Source organism: Herbiconiux sp. 11R-BC (assembly GCF_049472555.1).
Classification (GTDB): Bacteria; Actinomycetota; Actinomycetes; order Actinomycetales; family Microbacteriaceae; genus Herbiconiux.
In genome coordinates this window covers 25396-47248 of the sequence record NZ_JBCEBO010000001.1, presented here as the reverse complement: position 1 = coordinate 47248, position 21853 = coordinate 25396, and the positions used below count along the sequence as shown (strand labels likewise).

The following is a 21853-nucleotide window of genomic DNA, read 5'->3' as shown; positions in this document are numbered from 1 at the left end:
CTCGCGCTCCTCCCGAGGTAGCGCTATGTGCTGCCGAAGCATTGGGGCCGTGCACTTGGGGCGACCTCGGGCCCGTGCCCCCCCTCGCGCTCCTCCCGAGGTAGCGCTAAGAGCTGCCGAAGCACTGCGGGCGTGCACTTGGGGCGACCTCGGGTGGCGAGGGGCGGGATGCGCGGAGGAGAGGAAGAGAGGAAAGCGCGGGGCGCGGGGCGCTGGGTCCTGAGCGAGTCCGGGGTGCGGGGCGTGCGTGGGGGCGGGGGCGCGCGCGGGCGCGGGCGCGGGGCATCAGCGCGCGCGGAGGCAGCGGGGCGTCAGCGCGCGGGGGCGGCGAGGCGGCGGGCCGCGTCGAGGCCCTGGCGGGTGGCGCGCACGGCGTCGACGCGGGTGGCGTCGAGGGCGCCGCCGACGAGCTCATGGGGCACGCCGAGTTCCGTGAGCGAGGCGCTCAGCGGGTCGTGGGACTCCTGGCCCGCGCAGACGATCACGGCCTCGGCCGGCACGAGCTCGACCGATCCGTCGGCAGTGAGGCGCACCTCCACGCCCGCGGGGGTGATGCGCTCGTACGTGATCTCGCCGAGCATCCGCACCCCGGCCTCGCGCAACTCCGCGAGAGCCACCCAGCGCGAGGTGATGCCCATGCCGGCGCCGAACTTGCCCGAGCGCCGCAGCACGGTGACGTCGGCGCCCGGCCGTGGCGTCATCCGCACCCCCTCCGCCGCGGACCGGGCCTCCGCCCGTTGCGGCAGCGACGCCCCCTCGAGCACCGTGCTCGGCGCCGCGAGCCCGTACTGCTCGGTGAAAGCGCGGGCTCGCTCGAGCGGGTCGTGCGAGAGCACGAGGTACTTGGCCACGTCCACGCCGATGCCGCCCCCACCGATGATCGCCACGCGACCCGCCGGAACCCCTTCGGTGATCGCCCTCTCGTAGCTCAGCACATGGGGCAGCCCGGCACCCGGCAGCTCGAGCTCACGCGGACGCACACCGGTCGCGAGCACCACGCCGTCGAAGCCGGCGGCGAGCTCGGAGGCGGTCGGGGCGTGCGAGAGCACGACCCGCGCGCCGAGCCGTTCGAGCCGCGAGGCGTAGTGCGCCACGGTGAGGGCGTAGTCCTCCTTGGTGGGGATGCGCGCGGCCAGCGTGAACTGACCGCCGAGCCGGTCGGATGCCTCGAACAACGTCACCCGGTGCCCCGCCTCCGCGAGGTCCACCGCGGCCACGAGCCCCGCGGGCCCTCCGCCGACGACCGCGAAGGCGGCAGCGCCGGCGCCGGCTGAGTGGCCGACAGCGTCCGCTGCGCTTGCACCCGCGTCGCCGCGCGCATCTGCGGCGCTTGCGCCCGGGCCTTCGAGCGCCTCGGCTTGGCCGCGCGTACGCGCGTCGTCTGCCGTGCCGGTACCCCCGAGCGCCTGCGCCGCGCGCGCGTCCAGCGCCGCGCCGGCCGCCCCGAGCGGGTACCGCGTCTCGTTTCCCGCCCGCGGATTCACCAGGCACGACACCGGCTGCTTCACGAAGGAGCGGTCGAGGCAGGCCTGGTTGCAGCCGATGCACGAGTTCACCTGCTCGAACAGCCCGGCCCGCGAGCGGGCGACGATCGCCGCGTCCGCGAGGAACGGCCGCGCGAGCGCCACCGCGGTCACGAGCCCGCCCGCGAGCACGTCTTCGGCGTCGCGCAGATCGGTGAGCCGGTTGCTCGCGATCACCGGGATGGCGGTCAGCGGCAGCGCCGCCGGGGCGCTGAGCCGCGCCACGGCGGGCGAGTCGGCGGGCTCCAGCGCCGATGCCTCCGCGGCGGGGAGCGACACCGGCATCGAGATCGCCCGTGCCACCGCCTCGGCATAGCCGAGCCACACGCCGTGCGGCACCGCCGCCTGCACGGTCGGCACCCGCGACTCGTGCCAGCCGATGCCCACGTTCAGCGCGTCGGCCCCGGCCCGCACGAGGTCGCGGGCGAGCTCGTCGGTCTCGTCCTGCGTGCTCGAGCCGGGCACGAGGTCGGCGCCCGACATCCGCACGATCACGGGCACGTCGAACCCCGTCCCACGCCGCACCGCCCGCACGGCCTCCACGGCGAAGCGGCGGCGCCGCCGCGCGTCACCGCCCCAGTCGTCGTCGCGCAGGTTCGTGACCGGCGAGCAGAACTGGTTGATCAGGTAGCCCTCCGAGGCCATCACCTCGACGGCGTCGAAGCCGAGTTCCACGGCTCGCTCCGCGGCGGCGCGGAAGTCCCCGAGCGTGCGCAGGATGCCCACTTCGTCGAGCTCTTCCGGCACCTGGGCGCCGGCGCTGCGCCACGGCAGCGGCGACGGCGCGACCGGATGCACTGGCCGGCCCGCGGCATCCGTCACCCCGTCGAGCAGCGCGTAGCGCCCCGCGTGGAACAGCTGCGCCGCGATGCGCCCGCCCGCCGCGTGCACGGCCTCGACGGCGGCGGCGAAGCGTGCATCGCTCGCCGGGTCGCCGAGCACGCTGAAGTCGTCGGCCCCGCAGCCCTCGAGGTTGACCGCGAGCCCGCCCGTGATGAGCAGCGCCGCGCCGCCCCGCACCCGCTCGGCGTAGTAGGCCGAGAGCGCCGCCCCGCCGTCGTCGATCGTCTCGAGCCCCGTGTGCATGCTGCCGGCGATCACGCGGTGCGGCAGCTCGAGCGCACCGAGGCGCCACGGCGAGAAGGTGCGCGCGAGGGCGGGGGTGGCGAGCATGCGGACGCCCGTCCCTACTCGGCCGCGCCGAGCACGGCCGCGCGCAGGTCTCCGGTGGTGTCGGCCCAGAACGGCGGCGCCACCACGGTGAGGCCGCCGTCGACCACGAGCACCTGCCCCGTGATGTACCCGGCCTTCTCCGAGAGCAGGAACTCGGCCGCATCCGCCATGTCGTCGGCCGTGCCGGGCCGCCCGAGCGGGATCTTCTCGAACACGGTCTCGACCGGCGCCATGCCGGGCACCTTGTTGTAGAAGTAGTCGAGCGAATCGGTGTCGATCAGGCCGCCGTTCACCGCGTTCACCGTGATGCCCCGCGGCCCGAACTCGGTGGCCATGAACTTCACGTAGGCCTCGTTCGCGGCCTTCGCCGCGCCGAGGGCCGCATAGGTGGGGAAGGCGCGCAGCGAGCCGTAGCTCGTGATCGCCAGGATGCGCCCGCCCGCGTCCATGAGCTCGGCGGCCCGGATGGCGCCGAGCACGAAGGAGCGCGTGTTCATGGCGTAGCTGCGGTCGAGGTGGTGCACCTTGAGCGCGGCCACAGGCTTGAAGGCGCTCGCCGCAGCATTCGCCACGAAGGCGTCGACGCGGCCGTAGTGCTCGCGCACCACGTCGAAGAGACGGTCGATGTCGTCGGGGTTCTCGATGTCGGCCTGCACGGTGATGCCCGAGCCGCCGGCGGCCACCACGTCGGCGAGCGACTGCTCGGCGAGGTCGGCGTTCACCTTGTAGTTGATCACCACGGCGGCGCCCTGCGCGCCGAGCTTCTGCGCGAGCAGGCGGCCGATGCCGCGCGAGGCGCCCGTGATCACGACCACGCGGGGCCCGGATGCGCCGGCCGGCCCCGATTCGGGCGTCGCGGACTCGCTGATGTCGGTCATGCCTGCTCCTCGGCCTTCGCAGCTCCGGCTGCCTTCGCGGCGACGGCCTCGGCGAGCACCGCTCGCGCCACCACCGTCTTCTGGATCTCGTTCGTTCCCTCTTCGAAGCGCTGCGCCCGGGCATCCCGGTACACCCGCTCGATCGCGTTGCGATGCCAGTATCCCTGGCCGCCGTGGATCTGCAGCGCCTTGTCGGTGACCCGCGTGAGCATGTCGACGGCGATCATCTTCGACGCGCTCGACAGCGGCCCCGCATCCGGAGCCCCGTTCTCGAAGGCGCGGGCGGCCTCGAACACGAGGGCGCGCGCGGCGGCGATGTCGGCGTAGTTCTCGGCCAGGTAGGCCTGGATGACGGGCCGCTCGGCGATCTTCTTGCCGAAGGTCTCGCGCTTGAGCGCGTACTCGATGGCGAGCTCCTGGGCGCGCTCCGCGAGCCCGACGCAGCTCATCGCCACCGAGACGCGGCTCGGCAGCAGGAAGCCGCCCAGGGCGACCTTGAGGCCCTCGCCCTCCTCGCCGAGGCGCGCGGAGACCGGCACCGGGGTGTCGGTGAAGCGCAGGATGGCGTGGTCGGTTCCGCGCACCCCCATGGTCTCCGAGTCGTCGATCACCTCGGCGCCCGGCAGCCCCGAGTTCGGCACGAGCAGCGCCACGGTGCCGTCGGACCCGCTCGTGCCCTCGAGGCGCGCGAAGAGCAGCCAGTAGTCGCACTTCACCCCGAAGGTGATCAGGTGCTTCTCGCCGTTGAGGTAGTAGGTGTCGCCCTCGCGGCGCACCGTGGAGCGGAGGTCGGCCCCGGTGCCCGCGGTCGCCTCGGTCAGGGTGAAGGCCACGAGCACCTCGCCCGACACCGACTTCGCGATGATCTCGCGCTGCTCGGCGTTCGCGAACGGCAGCATGGCCCGCCAGGTGCCGTTGTTGACGTGCGCGAGCATGCGGATCGACCCGTGCGAGCGCGAGAAGATCTCCATCAGTTCGAGGTAGCGGGTGAACGGGATGCCGCGGCCGCCGAGCTCGGGCGGGGCGGCGAGGCTCATGTAGCCGAGGCTGCGGAGCTCCTCGTAGAGCTCGCGGGGCACGTCGCCCTCGGCCTCGATGCGCTCGGCCCAGACCTCGGCCGGCCCGCGCACCCAGGCGTCGATCTCGGCCTTGAGGCGCTGGAACTCGGTCTCGTCGAATGCGGGTGTCTCGCTCACACGTCTACTCTCTCTTGCTCGTCGATCAGCGCGGCGATGCGCTCGCGCAGCAGGTTCTTCTGGATCTTGCCCACGGGGTTGCGCGGCAGCGCGTCGATGAGTTCGAGCCGCTCGGGCCAGTAGTACTTCGACACGCGGGCCGCGGCGAGGAACTGCTGCATCTCGCCGAAGCCCAGCGCATCCTGCCCCGCGGCGGTCACCACGAAGGCGCAGGCCCGTTCGCCCAGGCGCGGGTCGGGCATGGCCACGATGGCCACGTCGGCCACTCGCGGATGCGTGAACAGCAGGTTCTCGATCTCCACGACGGGCACCTTCTCGCCGCCGCGGTTGATGACGTCCTTCACCCGGCCGGTGACGTGCAGGTAGCCGTCGGCGTCGACGACACCGAGGTCGCCGGTCTTGTACCAGCCGTCGGGGGTGAAGACCTCGGCCGTGAGGTCGGGGCGGTCGAGGTAGCCGAGGAACATCGTGGGGGAGTGCAGCTCGTAGTTGCCCTCCCGGCCGGGCGGCAGCTCGGTTCCCTCGTCGTCGACGATGCGGATGCGGATGCCGTCGAGCGGGCGCCCGTCGGTTCCCCACGCGGAGCCGGGCGGATCGTCCGGCGCCGAGAGTGTGCCGAGGCAGGTCTCGGTGGTGCCGAAGGCGCCGCACACCGCGGTGTCGAGCACACGCGTGGCCCGCTCCGCGAGGGCGCGGGGCACGGCGGCGCCGGTGGCCACGAAGATGCGCAGGCTCGCGGGAACGGATGCGCCGCCCTCGACGGCCGCCACGAGGTCCATCAGGAACGGGGTCGCCGCCTGCACGAAGCTGGCCCGCGCCTCGCCGAAGGCCTGGCTCAAGGAGACCTCGGCGCTCCAGACGGGCTGCACCACCGCGGCGACGCCGAGCCGCCAGCTGAGCAGCAGTCCGTAGAGGAACCCGGTCTGGTGGGCGAGCGGGGAGGGGATGTAGACGCGGTCGGCGGCGGTGAGCCCGAGGTGGGCCACCTCCATCGTGGTCGCGAGCCCGAGCGAGCGGTGGGCGTGCTGCACGCCCTTCGGCTCGCCCGTGGTGCCGGAGGTGAACAGCAGCTGGGCCACGTCGTCGGCTCCGGGCCGTCGGGCGGCCAGGCGCGCGGCGGTCTCGTCGTCGAGCACGACGGCGGCGACGGCAGCGTCGAAGTCGTGCCACTCCCACCCCGCACCCGCACCCCCACCCCCACCCTTCGCGCCCCTGCCACCTCCTCGCGACTCGCCAAATTCCGCCCTATCCGCAGCGTTTTGGGGCGTTTCTTGGCGAGTCGCGAGGAGATCGACGAGGGGGACGACCGGATGCGCCGGGACGTCGTGCGCGGATCCGTCGTGCGCGAGGCCGTCGGTGCCGGCGCGGGCGGCGCCCGCGGGGTCGAGGTCGGCGAGAACGAGCACGTGCTCCACCCGCAGCGGGAGACCGCGCGACGCGGCTTCGCGCACCACCGCGGGGAGTTCATCCGCGTGCCGCCGCCGCCGGAACGAGCGCGGCACGATGAGCACGCGTGCCCGCGAGCGGGAGAGCACCATGGCCACCTCGCGTTCGCCGAACACCGGCATGATCGGGGCGACGACGGCGCCGATCTGCAGCACTCCGAGCGTCACGGTGACGCATTCCGCCCAGTTCGGCAGCTGGAAGGCCACCGATTCGCCGGGCTCGACGCCGAGCTCGAGCAGCAGCGCCGAGATGCGGTCGGCCTCGGCGCGGAGCCCGGCCCAGGAGAGCGTGCGCGGGCGGTCGCCCACCTCGATCACGGCGGCGGCGTGCGGGCTCGTGCGGGCCAGCTCGTCGACGGGGGCGGTGAGGCCGGCGGGCGGCGGCACCCGGGTGGCGGTCGCTCCGGATCGGCCGCGCTCGTTCTCGTGATCGCTCACGAGGCCAGCACCGCAGCGGTCTGCGCTGCTTCGCCTCCGGATGCCGCCGCGGCGGTCACTCCCATGTCGAGTCCGACCCCCGTCATGGCGTCGAGGAAGGTGGGGTAGGAGATGCGGTACGCCCGCGGGTAGGTGAGGCGCGACTCGCCCGAGGCCCGGGTGGCGGCCACGGCGAGCGACATGAGCACGCGGTGGTCGTTGAACGACGACATCGGAGCCCCCCGAAGACTCTCGACGCCCGTGATGCGCAGCTCGTCACCCGCGTCGACGAGGGCGCCGCCGAGTTTGTTGAGCTGCAGCATGGCGTTCACGCGGTCGGACTCCTTGAGTCGGATGTGCGCGATGTTCCGCAGCCGCGAGGTGCCGTTGGTGAAGGTGGCGAGTGCCGAGATCACGGGCAGCAGATCGGGGATGGGCTGGCAGTCGAGATCGATCGGGGCCAGGGCGATGCCGTCGTGCCGCACGCGCACGAATCCGGTGGCGGCATCCGTGGTCATCGGCAGGCCCATCGCCCGCACGATGTCGAGGAACTCGGCCTCGGGGTGGTCGGTCTCGGCGGCGGTCGTGGTGGAGAGCCCGCGGAACAGCACGTCGGAGGGATGCAGCGCCGTGGAGGCGAGGCCGAAGGCGGCCGAGCCGATGTCGGGCGGGATCACGTAGTCGGCGGCCACGGCGGTCTGCCCGGGCTCGATCGTGTAGTGCAGCCAGTCGTCGCTGTGCTCGACCCGGAGGCCGAAGTGCCGCATCATGCGCACGGTGAGCTCCACGTAGGGCTGTTCGTTGAGCTCGCCCACCACGTCGACGGTGGTGGTGCTGCGCGCGAACGGGGCCACGAGCAGGAGGCCGGAGAGCCACTGCGAGAGGGTGCCCGGGATGCTGACGTGGCCGCCGGCGGGCCGGCCCGGTTGCACGGTGATGGGCGGGCGGTCGCTGGTGGCTTCGTAGCGCACGCCGATCGCGGCGAGCGAGTCGAGCAGGGCCTTGATGGGCCGGCGCTGGAAGTACTTCATGCCGGTGAGGGTGATGGGCCGGTCGGCGAGGGCGGCGAGGCCGGTCATGAAGTAGAGCGTGGTGCCGGAGGAGCCGACGTTCAGCACGCCCGCGGCCGACGAGGAGCCGTGGTCGACCACCCCGTTCCTCGTGTGGTACTCGCCTCCGTGCACGACGTAGCCGTCGTCGACCACGTCGATCCGGGTGCCGAGGGCGCGCAGCACACCGATCGTCCACACCACCTGTCTCGTCTCGGAGAGACCGCGGATGACGCTCCGCCCCGGTGCCAGCGAGGCCAGCACGAGGGCGCGGTGGGCGTGGTATTTCGAGACGGGGATGTGGAGCTCGCCGGAGATCGGCCGATCCGATCCGCTCACGAACAACTGCACTTTCTGACCTCCTGGACTGGTATGTCGCGGGCTCGGGCACGCCGGAGTCGCACAGGCATCGAAAAGGTTGTGAGTTCCATATTGCCACTGTCCCCAGGCGGTGATTTCCACAGATGTCTGAAATCGCTGCCGACGCGCTCGGCCACGAGTGAGAATTCCTCCATGAACGGCACACTAATTGATATCATTCCTGCATCCCGCATATATCACGGAGGTCAGGACATGACGAGAACCCTCATCGACATCGACGACGACGCCCTGGCGGCGGCATCGGCCGAACTCGGCACCAAGACCAAGGTCGACACCGTGAATCGGGCGCTCGCCGAGGTGGGCGCCCGTCGTCGTCGCCTCGAGGCGGTGCAGAACCTCCTCGACGCCCCCGACGATCTGGGCGACGCCGATCTCATGCGCGGGGCCTGGTCGTAGCGGCCGTGTACCTCGTCGACAAGTCGGCCTACGAGAGGCAGCGCCACCATCCGGCGGCCGCGGCGCTGCTCGAGGGCCTCGCCGCCGACAACCAGCTCGCCATCTGCGAGATCGTCGCGCTCGAGCTGCTCTATTCCGCCCGCGGGCCAGGTGACTACGAAGAGCGCTGGCGGGCGCTGCAGGAGTTCGTCTGGCTGCGGCTCGACGAGCGCATCGGGGCGCGCGCCCTCGACATCCAGCGGCGGCTGGCGAAGCGAGGGCATCACCGCCGCCCGATCCCCGACCTTCTGATCGCGGCGACCGCGATCGAGCACGGAGCCGTCGTACTGCACTTCGATCGCGACTTCGACATCATCGCCGAGGAGACCGCACTGGTCGCGCGGTGGATTACTCCGAGGCCCGAGCGGGAACCCGCTCCATCCGGGTGAAGCGGGCGTCGCAGAGGCGGTGAGGTCGATCAGCGGCGACCGTCAGAGCGTGGTGCGCACGAGGGGCTGCGAGGTTCCGGCCACGCGGATGTCGACGGAGTGGATCTGGGAGGTCGGGATGCTCGTCGAGGCGGAGAGGCTGCCGGCCTCGCCGCCCGAGGCGGTCCAGCTGGCCACGGTGGTCTCGGCGCCGGCGGTGTCGGTCACCACCAGGTCGTAGGTGACGCCCTCCGGCGTAGCGGAATAGCCGCCGGTGCTGGGCGCTCCCGGTGCGCCGCTCGTGCCGGGGGCGGGGGCGGTGGTGCTCCCGCCGGCCGGCGAGGGGCCGTCGCGATAGCTGCAGTTCCAGTCGAAGCGCGTGCCCCAGCTCTTCGGTGTCACGGTGAGGGCGGCGTCGATCCATCCGGGCTGCACCTGCGCCATCGCGTTCGACACCGCTCCGGGGGCGCCGGGCGCGGCCGTGCTCGTCGCGCCGCCGCCGGCCTGGGGCACCGCGATGCCGCCGCCGCCGACCGCGTTGCCGAGCCCCACTCCGATCAGCACCCCCGCCACCGCGAGCACCGCGCCGGCGCCGGCCGTGACCGCCAGCAGGATGCGCCGTGAACGGCCGCGGCGTCGCCTCACCGAGCGCGCCAGGTTCTGAACGAGCTCGGGCCGGTGCGCCTCGGAGCGCAGGTGCGCATCCGCGGCCGCGCGCGGCTCGTCGTCGAGCAGCGCCCGCGCTTCGTCGGCGCTCAAAGCGCTCAGGATGCCGGGGAGCCCGGCGAGCTCGCCCACCGCCGTGGCACAGGCATCGCAGACGGCGAGGTGCTCCTCGTAGGCGCGCCGCTCCTCCGGCGTCAGCTTGCCGAGCACGTAGGCGGCATCCCAGTCGCGGAACTCGTCGTTCACCGGGTCACCCCGCGTTCCTGCAGGGCGAGGCGCAGCGCCCGCAGCGCGTAGTGCATCCGCGAGCGCACGGTGCCCACGGGCACGTCCTCGCGTTCGGCGATCTCCGCCGCCGACTGGCCGAGGTAGTACGAGCTCACCACGGCGGTGCGGTGCTCGATCGAGAGCGAGAGCAGCGCATCCGAGAGCAGCCACTTGTCGAGCACCGCATCCGTCTCGTCGTGCGCGGCGCGCTCGGGCAGCTCGTCGGTCGGGAACTCGTGGGCGTGCCGGGCACTGCGGCGGTCGTCGATCACCAGGTTGCGGGCCACGGTGAAGAGCCAGGCGCGTGCCGACTCGTCGCTCTGCTCGAGGATGGCGGGGCGCTTCCAGGCGCGTAGCAGGGCCTCCTGCACCACGTCCTGCGCGAAGCCCGGGTCCCGCGTGAGGCGCAGCACGTAGCGGAACAGCGCCGGCCCGTGCGCGTCGTGCACGGCGCGCAGCAACTCCGCCTGATCGTCAGCCATACGCACCTCCACCCTCTACAACGCAGCCGGCGCCCCGAACGTTCACCCCGCGGCGGTCACGGGGTCACGAAGAGGCCGGCCGCCGCATCCTCGGGCGCCCGGCGCTTCATCAGGAAGTGCTGCTTCTTTCCGGTGGCGGTGTAGGGCAGCTCGTCGACGAAGGCGTAGCGGCGCGGGCGCTTGAATCGTGCGAGGGCCACGCTGTCCTGGCAGAAGGCGTCGAGCTCCGCGGCGGCGGCCGCGGCATCCGGCAGCTGGCCCGTGCGCCGCACCACGTAGGCCACCACGACCTCGCCCCACTCCGGGTCGGGCAGGCCCGTCACGATCGTGTCGGCGATGCCCGGATGCGCCGCGAGAGCCTCCTCGACCTGCACCGGATGCACGTTCTCGCCGCCCGAGATGATCATGTCGTCCTTGCGGCCGATGATCGTCACGATCTCGTCGTCGTTCCAGGTGGCGAGGTCGCCCGGGTACATCCAGCCGCTCCGGAACTTCTTCTCCTGCTCCTCCGGGTTGTGCATGTAGGTGTAGCCGCTCTTGACGCTGCGCATGATGACCTCGCCCACCTCGGTGCCGTCCTTCGCCACGGTGTCGCTCGGCTCGGCGAAGCGGTCGTCGTACACCTTCACCACGGCCACGTCGTCGTCGAGGCAGGCCCGGCCGGCCGCGCCCGCCGCATCAGGCAGGTCTTCGGGGCGCAGGTAGGTGTTCCAGAAGGCCTCGGTGGTGCCGTAGCCGTTGGCGATCCGCTTGGTGAGGGTGCTCTGATAGCGCAGGGCGGCGGCGCGGTCCAGCGGCGCGCCCATGGTGACGATGCCCGAGAGCGACGAGAGGTCGCGCGGCGAGGCCTCCTGCGCATCCGCGAGGCGTTCGAGATTGGTGGGGGCGCCGATCACGTAGCTGAGGCCGTGCTTCTCGATCAGGTCGAGCACGAGCCCGGGCTCGAACTGGGGGAGCGTCACGACCTCGGAGCCCACGTAGAACGCGGTGTTCGGCCCGGCGCAGTAGTTGCCGCCGCGATGGAACCATGGCGACATGTTCATGGTCTTGTCGGTGGGCCCGAGGGGGAAGTGCATGATGGCGTCGTGGGCGCTCAGCACCTCGTTGAGGCTGGTGAGCGGCACGGCTTTCGGCATGCCGGTGGTGCCGGAGGTGTAGAGGCGCGAGGTCTCGTCCCAGACCGACCCGCCCTCGGGCGCGCGGAAGCTCGGCGCACCCGCCACGAGCAGCTCGGAGAAGCGGATGGCGCCGGGCAGGAGCCCTTCGGTGTCGTCGCCGGGGGCCGCCGCGCCGACCGCGACGAGGGTGTCGGGAACGAAGTCGGTGAGGGTGAGCGCCGTCGCGACATCCGCGGCGGCCGCCGCTTCGTAGAGGAAGATCTTCGGTCGCGACTCGCTGAGGATGTGGGCCGTCTCCGCCGGCGCCAGCCGGAAGTTCATGGGCGAGGAGACCGCGCGCAGCCCTTGCGCGGCCACGTACAGAAAAGCGAACTCGGGGCGGTTGATGAGCTGGTAGCCCACGATGTCGCCCACGCCGATGCCCCGTCCGGCGAGGCCGGCGACGAGGGCGCCGGTGACCTCGCCCAGCTGGCGGTAGCTCCACGACTCGCCGGTGACCGAATCGGTGATGGCGGTGCGGTTCGCATAGCGGTGCGTGTTGCGCTCGACGGCGGAGGCGTAGGTGAAGTGCTGCTCGAAGACCTGACGGAACGCGGACGTGTCGTAGTCGGTGTTTCCGGTCGAAGCGGTGTCGACGTCGTCGGCCGTGATGCTCATGGGTGCCCCGTTCTCTGGCTCGGTTCAGGTAGTCCAGGTATACAACCGCCGCGGGCTCCGCATCCATTCCGGGCTCGTGCTGCCCCGACCCCGCGGTTGCCTTCGGAGTCCAGGGATTGTTAGCGTGACCTCACGCCCGATCGCAACGACGCGAGACCCGGGCGTTCTCAAGGGGGAGCACCATGGGTTCGTCGACCACGCCCGTCTCACCGCGCCGACGCGTACGCGCCGTCGCCGCCATCGGGGCCTTCGCCCTCGTGGCGGCGGGCGCCCTCACCGCGGGAACGGCCGCCCAGGCGGCCGTGAGCCACACCGTCACCTTCGACTACGCACCGGGCGCCCAGAGCTGGGTGGTGCCGGCCGGCGTGACCTCGCTCGCGATGACCGTCACGGGCGGCTCGGGCGGCGCCGGCGGTGGAACCAACGGCGGCGCCGGGGGAGCAGGATCCGTGGTGACGGGCACGCTCGCCGTCTCGGCCGGGCAGACGCTCGCGATCACGGTCGGTGACGCCGGTACCTCGGCGTACCGGCTCGAGACCGGAGACTCCGGCTACGACTCCGCGCAGGCGGGCGCCCCCGGCGTCGGTGGCCTGGGCTGGACGGACGGCGGCGAAGGCGGGCACGGCTCGCTGCTCTCGCGCTCGGGCGGTGGCGGCGGCGGTTCGACCGCCGTGGTGGTCGACGGCGGCACGGCGGACGCGATCGTGGCCGCGGCGGGCGCGGGCGGCGGAGGCCGCGGCGTGGTCGGCTTCTGCTTCGGCGGCGACGGTGGGGCGGCCGGTCAGGCCGGGCACGCGCCGCGCGACGACTCTGCTCTGCCGGGCGACCCGGAGTTCCACCTGCACTGTCTCGCCGAAGGCGCGGGCGGCGTGCTCAACGACTCGGATGACGGCGACGGCACCAACGGCGGCTCGGTCTTCTTCCTCGGCGGTGGCGGAGGAGGAGGCGGCGCGAGCGTCTTCGGCGACGGCCTCTCCGGCGGCGAAGGCGGCCACGCCGGCGCCCTGTTCGCCTTCGACGACAGCGACCCCGCCACCCCCGACGGCGCGACCGGCATCCAGAACTCGATCGTCGGGCTCGGCGGAGGCGGTGGCGGCGGCGCCGGCGGCGGCACGGCCGTGGGCGCGCTCACGGATGCGACCCAGTCGCTCTCGGCGGGCGGTGCCGGCAGCGTGGTCATCAGCTACGCCGTCTCCTACGCCACCTCGACGTCGGTGGCGGTCACCCCGGCATCCCCCGTCTACGGAGCCGAGCTCACGGCCACCGTGACGGTCGCGAACCTCACCAGCTCGGCCGTCCCGGCCGGCACCGTGACCGTCATGGTGGACGGAGCGACGGTGGGCGCCGCGCTCCCGCTCGTCGACGGTGTCGCCGTGCTGCCGATCGCGGGCGGGGTGCTCGGCGGGGGTGCGCACGCGGTGACGGCGTCGTACCTGCCGGCCGACGCATCCGAGTTCCAGCCCTCCGACGGCGGGACGAGCACGACGATCGCGCGCGCCCCGACCACCACGAACCTCGTGGCGACGCCCACCTCGGTGGCGACCGGAGGCGGGGTGTCGCTTCTCGCGACGGTCTACGGCAACCTGGCGGGCGACATCCCGGTGGCCGTCAGCGGGCAGGCGACAGCGCTCGCCGCCGTGGTACCGGCAGCGCCGACCGGCACCGTGGCCTTCTACGCCGGGAGCACTCTGCTCGGCACCACGGCGCTCGCGCAGAACGGAACCGCGACGCTCTCCATCACGCCCACCGTCACCGAGACCGTGCGTGCGGTGTACTCGGCCGACGTGAACTACTCCGCGTCGACGAGCGCCGACGTCACGGTCACGGTCGCGGCGGCCCCGCCGACGCCCACGCCGACGCCGACTCCCGTGCCCGTGGTGCCGGCGGGCCTCGCCAACACCGGCCTCGACGCCGCCGCGCCCCTGCCCTGGGCCCTCGGCCTCCTCGCCCTCGGCCTGCTCGCGGCCACCGCGGCCGTGCTCATCCGCCGTCGCCGCACCCCCGCCACCCCTCCCACCCCGAAGGACTGACCCCACCCCCGCCCCACCCCCACTCGCAAAAACAAGGAGTATTCACAAAAACAAGGAGCCGTTCCCCGACACCCCGTCTGCCGGCGGTGCCGGACCGGCGTGTCGGGGAACACCTCCTTGTTTTTGGAGGGGGCCTAGGGGAGGGGCGGGGCGGTCGGGTCCGGGGAGGACCGGGCGGGCCAGGCCGTGAGTAGCATGGCCGCATGAGCTCCGCAGCCGTCGACGTCGTGGTGGTCGGCAGCGGGCCCAACGGGCTCGCGGCCGCCGTCACCATGGCGCGCGCCGGCCTTTCGGTGCGCGTGTTCGAGGCCGCCGGTTCGCCCGGCGGAGGCGCCCGCACCGCCGAGCTCACCCTGCCCGGGCACCGGCACGACGTGTGCTCCGCCGTGCATCCGATGGCCCTCGCCTCGCCCTTCTTCCGCGCGTTCGCGCTCGCCGACCGCGTCGAGTTCGTGACCCCCGAGATCTCCTACGCCCACGGCCTCGCCGGCGGTCGCGCCGCCGTGGCCTACCGCGACCTCGATCGCACCGTCGAGGGCCTCGGCCCGGGCGGCGAAGCCTGGCGGCGCCTCTTCGGCCCGCTCCTCGACGCCCAGGATGCCGTGGTCGACTTCGCGATGTCCCCGCTCGTGCGCCTGCCCCGGCATCCGCTCGCGGCGGCGGCCTTCGGGGCGCGGGTGCTCGCCTCCGCCCGCACGGCGGGCGCCGGCTTCCCGGGGGAGGCCGCCGGCGCGCTGCTGGCCGGGCTGAGCGCGCACTCGATCGGCCGAGTGGCGTCGCTCGGCGCCCGGGGCGCCGGCGTTCTGCTCGGCATGCTCGGGCACGCGCCCGGCGGCTGGCCGATCCCCGTCGGCGGCTCGCAGGCCATCGTCGACGCCCTCGTGGCGGAGCTCCGGGCCTGCGGCGGCGAGGTCGTCACCGAGACCCGGGTCGACGAGCTGCGCGCCCTGCCCTCCGCCCACGCCGTGCTGCTCGACGTCACGCCCCGGGCGCTCGCCGACATCGGCGGCGAGCTCCTGCCCACCGGCTACCGCAACGCGCTGCGCCAGTTCCGCTACGGCGACGCGGCCTCGAAGGTCGACTTCGTGCTCGACGGCCCGGTGCCGTGGAGCAACCCGGACCTCGCTCGCGCAGGCACCGTGCACCTCGGCGGCACGGCGGGGGAGGTGGATGCCGGGGAGCGCGAGGTCGCGCGCGGCCGGCATCCGGAGTCCCCGTTCGTGCTCGTGTCGCAGCCGAGTCTCTTCGACCCGGGCCGCGCCCCGGCCGGCCACCACACGCTCTGGGCCTACACGCACGTGCCGCGCGGCTCGGGGCGCGACATGACCGAGCCGGTCACCGCCCGCATCGAGGAGTTCGCGCCGGGCTTCCGCGACCGCATCCTGGCTTCCGCCGCCATCCCGGCCTCGGCGCTGCAGCACTACAACGCCAACTACGTCGACGGCGACATCGCGAGCGGAGCCACGGGCTTCGGTCAGCTGCTCGCGCGCCCGATGCTCTCGTCGTCGCCGTGGAGCACCCCGCTCGACGGCGTCTACCTCTGCTCCGCCTCGACCTCGCCCGGCCCCGGCGTGCACGGCATGGCGGGCTGGCACGCCGCCCGCCGCGCCCTGCGCGACGTCTTCGGCATCACCAGCCCGCCCTCCCTGGCCCCGGGCCCCCTGCCCTGAGAGCACCCCTCACCCTGGGCTCCGTTCGGACTCGTCGCTTTCGGCTCGAAAACCCGACGGGTTCGAGCCGAAAGCGACGAGTCCGCGGATGCGCGCTAGAGGTCGAGCGAGTCGCCGGGCTGCAGGTTGACGTACTCGCCGCCGCCCTGCGCGGTGGCCCACGCGAGACGGTCGGCGGCCATGTTCTTGCCGGCCACCGAGAGCACCATCTCGTGGGTTCCGAACGCCCGCTGGGGCTTCACCTCGAGCACGTAGTCGATCGCCTCGCCGATCTTGAGCCACGGCGCCCCGGCGGGAACGGCGAGCAGGTCGACCTCCACGCCCTCCGGCACGGCGAACGAGTCGCCCGGGTAGTAGAGCACCTCGTTGACGAGCACGCCCACGTTGTCGATCACGGGGATCGAGGAGTGGATGACGGCGTGCCGGCCGCCGAAGAAGCGCAGCGTGAACGGGCCGATCTCGACGGTCTCGCCCGGAGCCACCGTGACGACGGGGAAATCGGATGCCGCGGCCGCGACTCCTTCGGGGCCGTACAGCACCGCATCCGGAGACTGCTCGAGGATGCGGTTCAGCTGGTCGGGCGTCCAGTGGTCGGCGTGCTCGTGGGTGATCACCACGGCCACAGTGTTCGCCGCGTCCGTGATCGGGGTGGTGAAGGAGCCGGGGTCGACGAAGAGCTTCTTGCCGGAGAGTTCGAGGAGCAGGGCAGCGTGTTCGAATTTGGTGAGTCTCATGATTTCCGACTCAACACCCGCGCGGTGACGGACGCAAGTTGGGGAATAATCGGTCAACATGCACTCCTCACCGAAGCGGATCGTCGTGGCGATCAACCCGAACGCCTCCTTCGGCAAGACCCGCGCCGTGGGTCCCACCGTGGTCGCCGCGCTCAAACGCCGTGGCCATGAGGTGGTCGCGCTGAGCGCTCCCGACTTCGACGGTCTCGTGCGGGTGGTGCGCCAGGCACTCGCCGAGCCCGCGGCCCCGGATGCGCTGGTCGTCGTGGGCGGCGACGGCATGGTGAACCTCGGGGTGAACCTCGTGGCCGGCACCGGCATCCCGCTCGGCATCGTCCCCACCGGCACGGGCAACGACTTCGCGGCGGGAATCGGCCTGCCGACGGGTGACACGGATGCCGCCATCCGGGTTCTCGAGGAGGCCCTCGAGCGCGCGCCCCGCGTGATCGACGCGGCCCGGGTGTCCGGCCTGCCGGAAGGCGGCGAGGGCGGCGACGGCGGCGACGGCAGCGGAGGCGCCCCCGGCGTGCGCTGGTTCGCCGGCGTGCTCTCGGCCGGTTTCGACGCCGCGGTCAACGAGCGGGCGAACGGCATGCGCCGGCCGAAGGGCGCCTCGCGGTACGTGATCGCCCTCGTGGCCGAGCTCGCGATGCTGAAGTCGCGGCGCTACGCGCTCGAGATCGACGGCGAGCCGTACTCCGTCGACTCGTGTCTGCTCTCCATCGCCAACAACACCACGATCGGCGGCGGCATGAAGGTCGCGCCCGATGCGCTGCTCGACGACGGGCTGCTCGACGTGTTCATCGTGAAGCCGGTGTCGCGGCTGCGCTTCATCCGGCTGTTCCCGAAGGTGTTCTCGGGCACGCACAAGAGCCTCGACGTCGTGGAGTTCCGCCGGGGGCGGGTCGTGTCCATCGCATCGCCCGGCATCGTCGGCTATGCCGACGGCGAGCGATTCGGGCCGCTGCCCCTCACGGTGGAGCTCGTTCCGGGCTCGTTGTCGGTGCTGGTCTGAGGCCGCACGGCTGCGGCGCGCCCGGCCTGCATCGCCCGATTTGAGAAGGCTCGTGGCGTGTGGCATACTCGATGAGTTGTCTGAACGGCCCCATCGTTTAGCGGCCTAGGACGTCGCCCTCTCACGGCGGTAACGCGGGTTCGAATCCCGCTGGGGTCACAACAGCCCGGTTTCCTCGCATCAGCGCGGAAACCGGGCATTCTTGTCTTAACGCCGGCGCCACCCGGCGACGACGACGAGGAGCACGCCATGACCGACAAGAACGAACCCGTCGACCTCAGCGACATCGAATACCCCGACGGCGCCGGTTACCCCGACGGCCAGGGCATCGTGGGCAACGGTCCGACCACGGATGCGCCGCCCTCGGGTGTCGACGCCACGCTCGCCGACGAACCCGAGCCCGACCTCGACGGCCGCGAGATCTCGACCGACGACGAGACCCTGGTCGAGAACGACGGCTGACCTCCCCGAGCGCCGCGCCGGCGTCGACCTCACCGCCACGGGTCACGGCGGTCGTTAACCCGTATGAAGCTGATGTTTCATCATCTGCCGTCCACCTCCCCTTCATCTGCCGAGCGGCATCCCGTCATCGACGACCTCGATGGTTTCCCAGGACATACACGGGACTTTCAGGGGGAATTGATGGCGGATTCGCCGCGCGTCGTCTTCTCGTCGTTCCGCTCGGGGGGTGACCCCATGCTCGACTCCTGGACGCGCTTCCGCGACGCCGTGGCGCCGGCCTCGACCGTCGAGCGGCCGCGCGCCAGCCGCTCCGGGGTGGCGGCCGGCTCGGCCGGCGCGCAGGACCGCAGCGGCGTGTGGCGCATCCTCGCCACGAACAACCGCGAGCTGTGCCGCTCGGCCCACGTCTACCCCACCTTCGCCACGGCGCGCGCCCACGTGCTCCACCTGCGCGAGCAGGTCGAGAAGCTCGTCGTGACCCCGGTCGTGGGCCCCCGCCCCGGCAGCCGCGGCTGGTACATGACCCTCGACGGGGTGGTGGTGATCACCTGCGGCCGCTGGTACGGCGCCGCGGCCTCGAGCGGCGAGGCGGCCACGGCCAGCCTCGAGGCCCTCGTGGGCGCCGTCATCATGGACGAGGCCCGCGACGTCACGGCACCCGGCCGCCGCGCGACGCGCGACCCCGCCGGTGACCGCCGTGCGCTGACCTGGTAGCCCGGCCGGCCGAGGAACCCGCCCCAGGCCGAGCCCAGCGCGGCGCCGGACTCAGGTCGCGCGCAGCACGTCGTCGGTGAACGACTCCAGCCGGGAGCTCAGCCCCGAGGCCCGGCTCGCGATGATCTCGGCCGGGTCGGGCTGCATCTCCGACGGCGGCGGCAGCTTGCGGATGAGCATCGAGCAGGTCAGGTCGGAGCAGATGTAGTACCCCACCGTGCTGCCGTCGATGCCCGCCTGGCCGGCCCGCGGCGCCGTGAACAGCGTCACCTGACCGCCGGGCAGCGGCGTGCGGCAGAGCGAGCACATGGCCGAGATGCCGGGCCGGGTGTGTGAGCCGGCCGCCTTGAGCAGGATGCCGACCGGCCGGCCGTCGCGCCAGTACACGATGTACCCGCGCTGGATGGCGTGCGCGTCGCGCCAGCCGAGGAACTCGCGGTCCTCCCAGACGATCTCGTGCAACCCGGGGAAGGTCATGTGCTCGAGGTCGTGACCGCCGGTGTTGGCGAACGATCCGCGGATCTCCGACTCGGTGAGTGGCTGCATCCCTTCGAGCTTAATCGCTCGCGGCGCCCTTCGCATGCGCGATCGCATCCGCGGCCCGCACGAGCGCGAGGTGCGAGAAGGCCTGCGGCGTGTTGCCCACCTGACGCTTGCCCACCACGTCGTACTCCTCCGAGAGCAGGCCCACGTCGTTCGCCAGCGCCACCAGGCGGTCCATCAGCGTGATCGCGTCCGCCAGCCGGCCCGAGTGCGCGTACTGCTCCACGAGCCAGAACGAGCACGCGAGAAACGGATGCTCGCCGCCGGGCAGCCCGTCGACCCCTGACTCCGTGCGGTAGCGCAGAAGAAGGCCGTCGCGCAGCAGGTCGTTCTCGATGGCGGCGACGGTGCCGAGCATCCGTGGGTCGTCGGCCTCGACGAAGCCGATCTGCGAGAGCAGCAGCAGCGAGGCGTCGACCTCGGTCGATCCGTAATGCTGCACGAAGGTGTTGCGCTCGGCGTCGTAGCCGTTGGCCTCGATCTCGGCGCGGATGCCGTCACGGAGCGAGGCCCACCGGTCGGCGTCGCCCGGCAGGCCGTATTCGCGCACGGCCTCGACCCCGCAGGCGAACGCCGCCCAGATCATGGCCCGGGAGTGCGTGAACGCCACCTGCGGGCCGCGGATCTCCCAGATGCCGTTGTCGGGGCGCATCCAGTTCGCTTCGAGGTAGCCCAGCAGCGCGCGCTGGAGCGGCCACGAGAAGCGGTCCTCGTCGACGCCGATGCGCCGGGCCTCGCGCAGGGCGATCATGAGCTCGCCGAAGATGTCGCCCTGGTACTGCCCCGAGGCCCCGTTGCCCACGCGCACCGGGGAGGCGCCGTTGTAGCCCGGCAGGCTGTCGAGCTCGTACTCGGGCAGGCGCCGTTCGCCGGAGAGACCGTACATGATCTGGATGTCGGCGGGGTCGCCCGCGATGGCCCGCAGCAGCCAGCGGCGCCAGTGGCCCGCCTCCTCCTCGTAGCCGTGCAGCATCAGCGCCGAGAGGGTGAGGGCCGCATCGCGGATCCAGACATAGCGGTAGTCCCAGTTGCGCGAACCCCCGAACTGCTCGGGCAGGCTCGTGGTGGCGGCCGCGACGATGCCCCCGGTGTCTTCGTGCGTGAGGGCGCGCAGCACGAGCAGCGAGCGCCGCACCGCGGCCTCGTAGTCGGGCGGCAGCTCGGTGGAGTGCGCCCAGGTGCGCCACCAGGCGGCGGTGGCCTCGAGCTGCTCGTCGACGTCGACGGCCTCGGGCGGGTTGCGGTGTGAGGGGAACCAGGTCATCACGATGTCCACCTGCTCGCCCTCGGCCACGGTGAACACCGATTCGTGGGCGTGGATGTCGGCGCGGGCGTGCAGCCGGGGACCGCGCACGATCACCGCGTCCGGGCCCGCCACTCCGACGACCGAGTGGTCGCCGTGCTCGGGCGTCTGGCGCATCCAGGGCAGCGCATCCGCGTAGCCGAAGCGGATCGCGAGCTCCTGCCGCATCTCCACCGTGCCCGAGACGCCCCGGATGCGCCGGATCACGTCGGCGCGCCGGTCGCCGTGCGGCATCGCGTCGAGCACCTCCACCGAGCCGGTGGGTGTCTGCCAGATCGTCGAGAGCAGGAAGGTGTCGTCGACGTAGGAGCGGGCGGAGGTGGCGTTCTCGTCGCTGGGCGCGACGAGCCAGCGGCCGTGCTCCCGGGTGCCGAGCAGGGCGCCGAAGGTGGAGGCGGAGTCGAAACGGGGCAGACAGAGCCAGTCGATGCTGCCGTCGCGCCCCACGAGCGCCGCCGTGTGGCAATCGCCGATGATCGCGTAGTCCTCGATGGGAAGAGCCATGGGGTGATTCTGTCAACTGCGCCGCAGATCCGTTCGCAGGCGCGGCGGCGGAGCCGGGCGCTGCGGTTGTGCTGAGACCGGGGGCGCTACAGAATGGGGCGGATGAAGTACCAAGGCCCGCTCCTCGGCGTCGTCGCCATGACGTTCGCCTTCGGTGTCGCGGTCGCCACCTCGGTGCCCGCGGCCTCGCTGGCGACCCCGGGCTCCTTCGACTCGGTCCAGATCGCCGGGGCGGCGGGAGCGGATCAGTCGTACTCGGCCGAGGGCGGCGCCGATCCCACCGTCACGCGCGACGGCTTCGCGGTGCACACGCCGACCCCCACTCCGAAGCCCCTGCCGGTGAGCTCCGGGGCGAGCGAGGGCGGCTACGGGGGAGCGCAGTGCCAGGCCGGGTCGGATTCGGTGCCCGAGTCCGCGGCCTTCTCACCGGTCTACCCCGACGGCTACAAGCTGTCCGACGGCTTCGGGCCGCGCGCCGAGGGCTTCCACAAGGGTGTCGACATGCTGAACGGCCCGGGTGTGCCGGTGCACGCCATCGCCGACGGTGTGGTGATCGCCGCCTCCGGCAACGGCGGGACCGGCGGCGTCTACCTCTCCATCGCCCACAAGGTGGGCGGGCAGCCGCTCTGCAGCATGTACATGCACTTCCTCGACGGATCGCTCACCGTCGGAGTGGGGTCGCTCGTCGTGGCCGGCCAGGTCATCGGCCTCACCGGCCGCACCGGCAACGCCACCACCGAGCACACGCACTTCGAGCTCTACGGCGCCGACGGCGTTCGCTTCGACCCCATGCCCTTCCTCGCCGAGCACGGCATCGGCTGAT

The 21853-nt window shown here is 72.5% G+C and carries 19 protein-coding genes and 1 tRNA gene; 9 read left to right on the top strand and 11 right to left on the bottom strand.

The genetic code is table 11. The features are described from left to right. Nucleotides 1–311: 311 nt before the first annotated feature. Genes VD659_RS00220 through aroA form a run of 5 tightly spaced genes read right to left on the bottom strand, consistent with a single transcriptional unit; the run spans nt 312 to nt 8020 of the window. Nucleotides 312–2696 carry an FAD-dependent oxidoreductase gene (locus VD659_RS00220; protein WP_423259090.1) on the bottom strand — a complete coding sequence of 795 codons (2385 nt, stop codon included), beginning with the start codon at nt 2694–2696 and terminating at the stop codon, nt 312–314. Nucleotides 2697–2710: 14 nt separating this feature from the next. Continuing rightward, nucleotides 2711–3574 carry an SDR family oxidoreductase gene (locus tag VD659_RS00215; protein WP_423259089.1) on the bottom strand — a complete coding sequence of 288 codons (864 nt, stop codon included), beginning with the start codon at nt 3572–3574 and terminating at the stop codon, nt 2711–2713. Next, nucleotides 3571–4770: an acyl-CoA dehydrogenase family protein gene (locus VD659_RS00210; RefSeq protein ID WP_423259088.1), complete on the bottom strand. Its 1200-nt coding sequence runs from the start codon at nt 4768–4770 to the stop codon at nt 3571–3573. The genes VD659_RS00215 and VD659_RS00210 overlap by 4 nt, the downstream gene beginning before the upstream one ends. Beyond that, on the bottom strand, nt 4767–6653 hold the full coding sequence (locus tag VD659_RS00205) for an AMP-binding protein (RefSeq protein ID WP_423259087.1): 1887 nt from the start codon (nt 6651–6653) through the stop codon (nt 4767–4769). The genes VD659_RS00210 and VD659_RS00205 overlap by 4 nt, the downstream gene beginning before the upstream one ends. Further along, the gene (gene aroA / locus VD659_RS00200) at nt 6650–8020 is read right to left on the bottom strand and encodes a 3-phosphoshikimate 1-carboxyvinyltransferase (RefSeq protein ID WP_423259086.1); all 1371 of its coding nucleotides are present in this window, start codon (nt 8018–8020) and stop codon (nt 6650–6652) included. The genes VD659_RS00205 and aroA overlap by 4 nt, the downstream gene beginning before the upstream one ends. A 234-nt stretch (nt 8021–8254) precedes the next feature. Here aroA and VD659_RS00195 point away from each other — a divergent pair, with 234 nt between their 5' ends. Both VD659_RS00195 and VD659_RS00190 read left to right on the top strand, forming a co-directional pair. Then, complete coding sequence (locus VD659_RS00195) at nt 8255–8458, top strand: type II toxin-antitoxin system VapB family antitoxin (RefSeq protein ID WP_423259085.1); 204 nt, start codon at nt 8255–8257, stop codon at nt 8456–8458. A gap of 5 nt (nt 8459–8463) precedes the next feature. After that, the gene (locus VD659_RS00190) at nt 8464–8886 is read left to right on the top strand and encodes a PIN domain-containing protein (RefSeq protein ID WP_423259084.1); all 423 of its coding nucleotides are present in this window, start codon (nt 8464–8466) and stop codon (nt 8884–8886) included. Between the two features lie 42 nt (nt 8887–8928). Here VD659_RS00190 and VD659_RS00185 read toward each other — a convergent pair whose 3' ends face one another. From VD659_RS00185 to VD659_RS00175, 3 genes are read right to left on the bottom strand one after another with little or no spacing between them, the layout of a single operon-like run. Continuing rightward, on the bottom strand, nt 8929–9777 hold the full coding sequence (locus VD659_RS00185) for an anti-sigma factor family protein (RefSeq protein WP_423259083.1): 849 nt from the start codon (nt 9775–9777) through the stop codon (nt 8929–8931). Continuing rightward, nucleotides 9774–10280 (bottom strand): sigma-70 family RNA polymerase sigma factor, encoded by a 507-nt coding sequence (locus VD659_RS00180; RefSeq protein WP_423259082.1) that lies wholly within the window; start codon nt 10278–10280, stop codon nt 9774–9776. The genes VD659_RS00185 and VD659_RS00180 overlap by 4 nt, the downstream gene beginning before the upstream one ends. A 56-nt stretch (nt 10281–10336) precedes the next feature. After that, on the bottom strand, nt 10337–12055 hold the full coding sequence (locus tag VD659_RS00175) for a class I adenylate-forming enzyme family protein (protein ID WP_423259081.1): 1719 nt from the start codon (nt 12053–12055) through the stop codon (nt 10337–10339). 182 nt (nt 12056–12237) lie between these two features. On the opposite strand from VD659_RS00175, the gene VD659_RS00170 reads away from it, so the two are divergent. Further along, nucleotides 12238–14085: an Ig-like domain repeat protein gene (locus VD659_RS00170; protein WP_423259080.1), complete on the top strand. Its 1848-nt coding sequence runs from the start codon at nt 12238–12240 to the stop codon at nt 14083–14085. 203 nt (nt 14086–14288) lie between these two features. Beyond that, nucleotides 14289–15755, top strand: a complete 1467-nt coding sequence (locus VD659_RS00165; protein ID WP_423259079.1) for a phytoene desaturase family protein — start codon at nt 14289–14291, stop codon at nt 15753–15755. Between the two features lie 95 nt (nt 15756–15850). Here VD659_RS00165 and VD659_RS00160 read toward each other — a convergent pair whose 3' ends face one another. Next, a complete protein-coding gene (locus VD659_RS00160; protein WP_423259078.1) occupies nt 15851–16489 on the bottom strand; it encodes an MBL fold metallo-hydrolase in 639 nt (212 codons plus the stop codon). Nucleotides 16490–16547: 58 nt separating this feature from the next. Here VD659_RS00160 and VD659_RS00155 point away from each other — a divergent pair, with 58 nt between their 5' ends. From VD659_RS00155 to VD659_RS00140, 4 genes are all read left to right on the top strand, one after another. Further along, nucleotides 16548–17504, top strand: a complete 957-nt coding sequence (locus tag VD659_RS00155; RefSeq protein ID WP_423259077.1) for a diacylglycerol kinase family protein — start codon at nt 16548–16550, stop codon at nt 17502–17504. Between the two features lie 86 nt (nt 17505–17590). Beyond that, a tRNA-Glu gene (locus VD659_RS00150) sits at nt 17591–17663 on the top strand. Nucleotides 17664–17753: 90 nt separating this feature from the next. Beyond that, on the top strand, nt 17754–17966 hold the full coding sequence (locus tag VD659_RS00145; protein WP_423259076.1) for a hypothetical protein: 213 nt from the start codon (nt 17754–17756) through the stop codon (nt 17964–17966). A gap of 180 nt (nt 17967–18146) precedes the next feature. Beyond that, nucleotides 18147–18680, top strand: coding sequence for a hypothetical protein (locus VD659_RS00140; RefSeq protein ID WP_423259075.1), 534 nt, complete (start codon nt 18147–18149; stop codon nt 18678–18680). Nucleotides 18681–18731: 51 nt separating this feature from the next. Here VD659_RS00140 and VD659_RS00135 read toward each other — a convergent pair whose 3' ends face one another. Both VD659_RS00135 and VD659_RS00130 read right to left on the bottom strand, forming a co-directional pair. Beyond that, the gene (locus VD659_RS00135) at nt 18732–19226 is read right to left on the bottom strand and encodes an FBP domain-containing protein (RefSeq protein WP_423259074.1); all 495 of its coding nucleotides are present in this window, start codon (nt 19224–19226) and stop codon (nt 18732–18734) included. 10 nt (nt 19227–19236) lie between these two features. Beyond that, complete coding sequence (locus VD659_RS00130) at nt 19237–21030, bottom strand: glycoside hydrolase family 15 protein (RefSeq protein WP_423259073.1); 1794 nt, start codon at nt 21028–21030, stop codon at nt 19237–19239. Between the two features lie 102 nt (nt 21031–21132). Between VD659_RS00130 and VD659_RS00125 the strand changes: the two genes are divergently transcribed. Then, nucleotides 21133–21852: a M23 family metallopeptidase gene (locus VD659_RS00125; RefSeq protein WP_423259072.1), complete on the top strand. Its 720-nt coding sequence runs from the start codon at nt 21133–21135 to the stop codon at nt 21850–21852. Nucleotide 21853 lies beyond the last annotated feature (1 nt).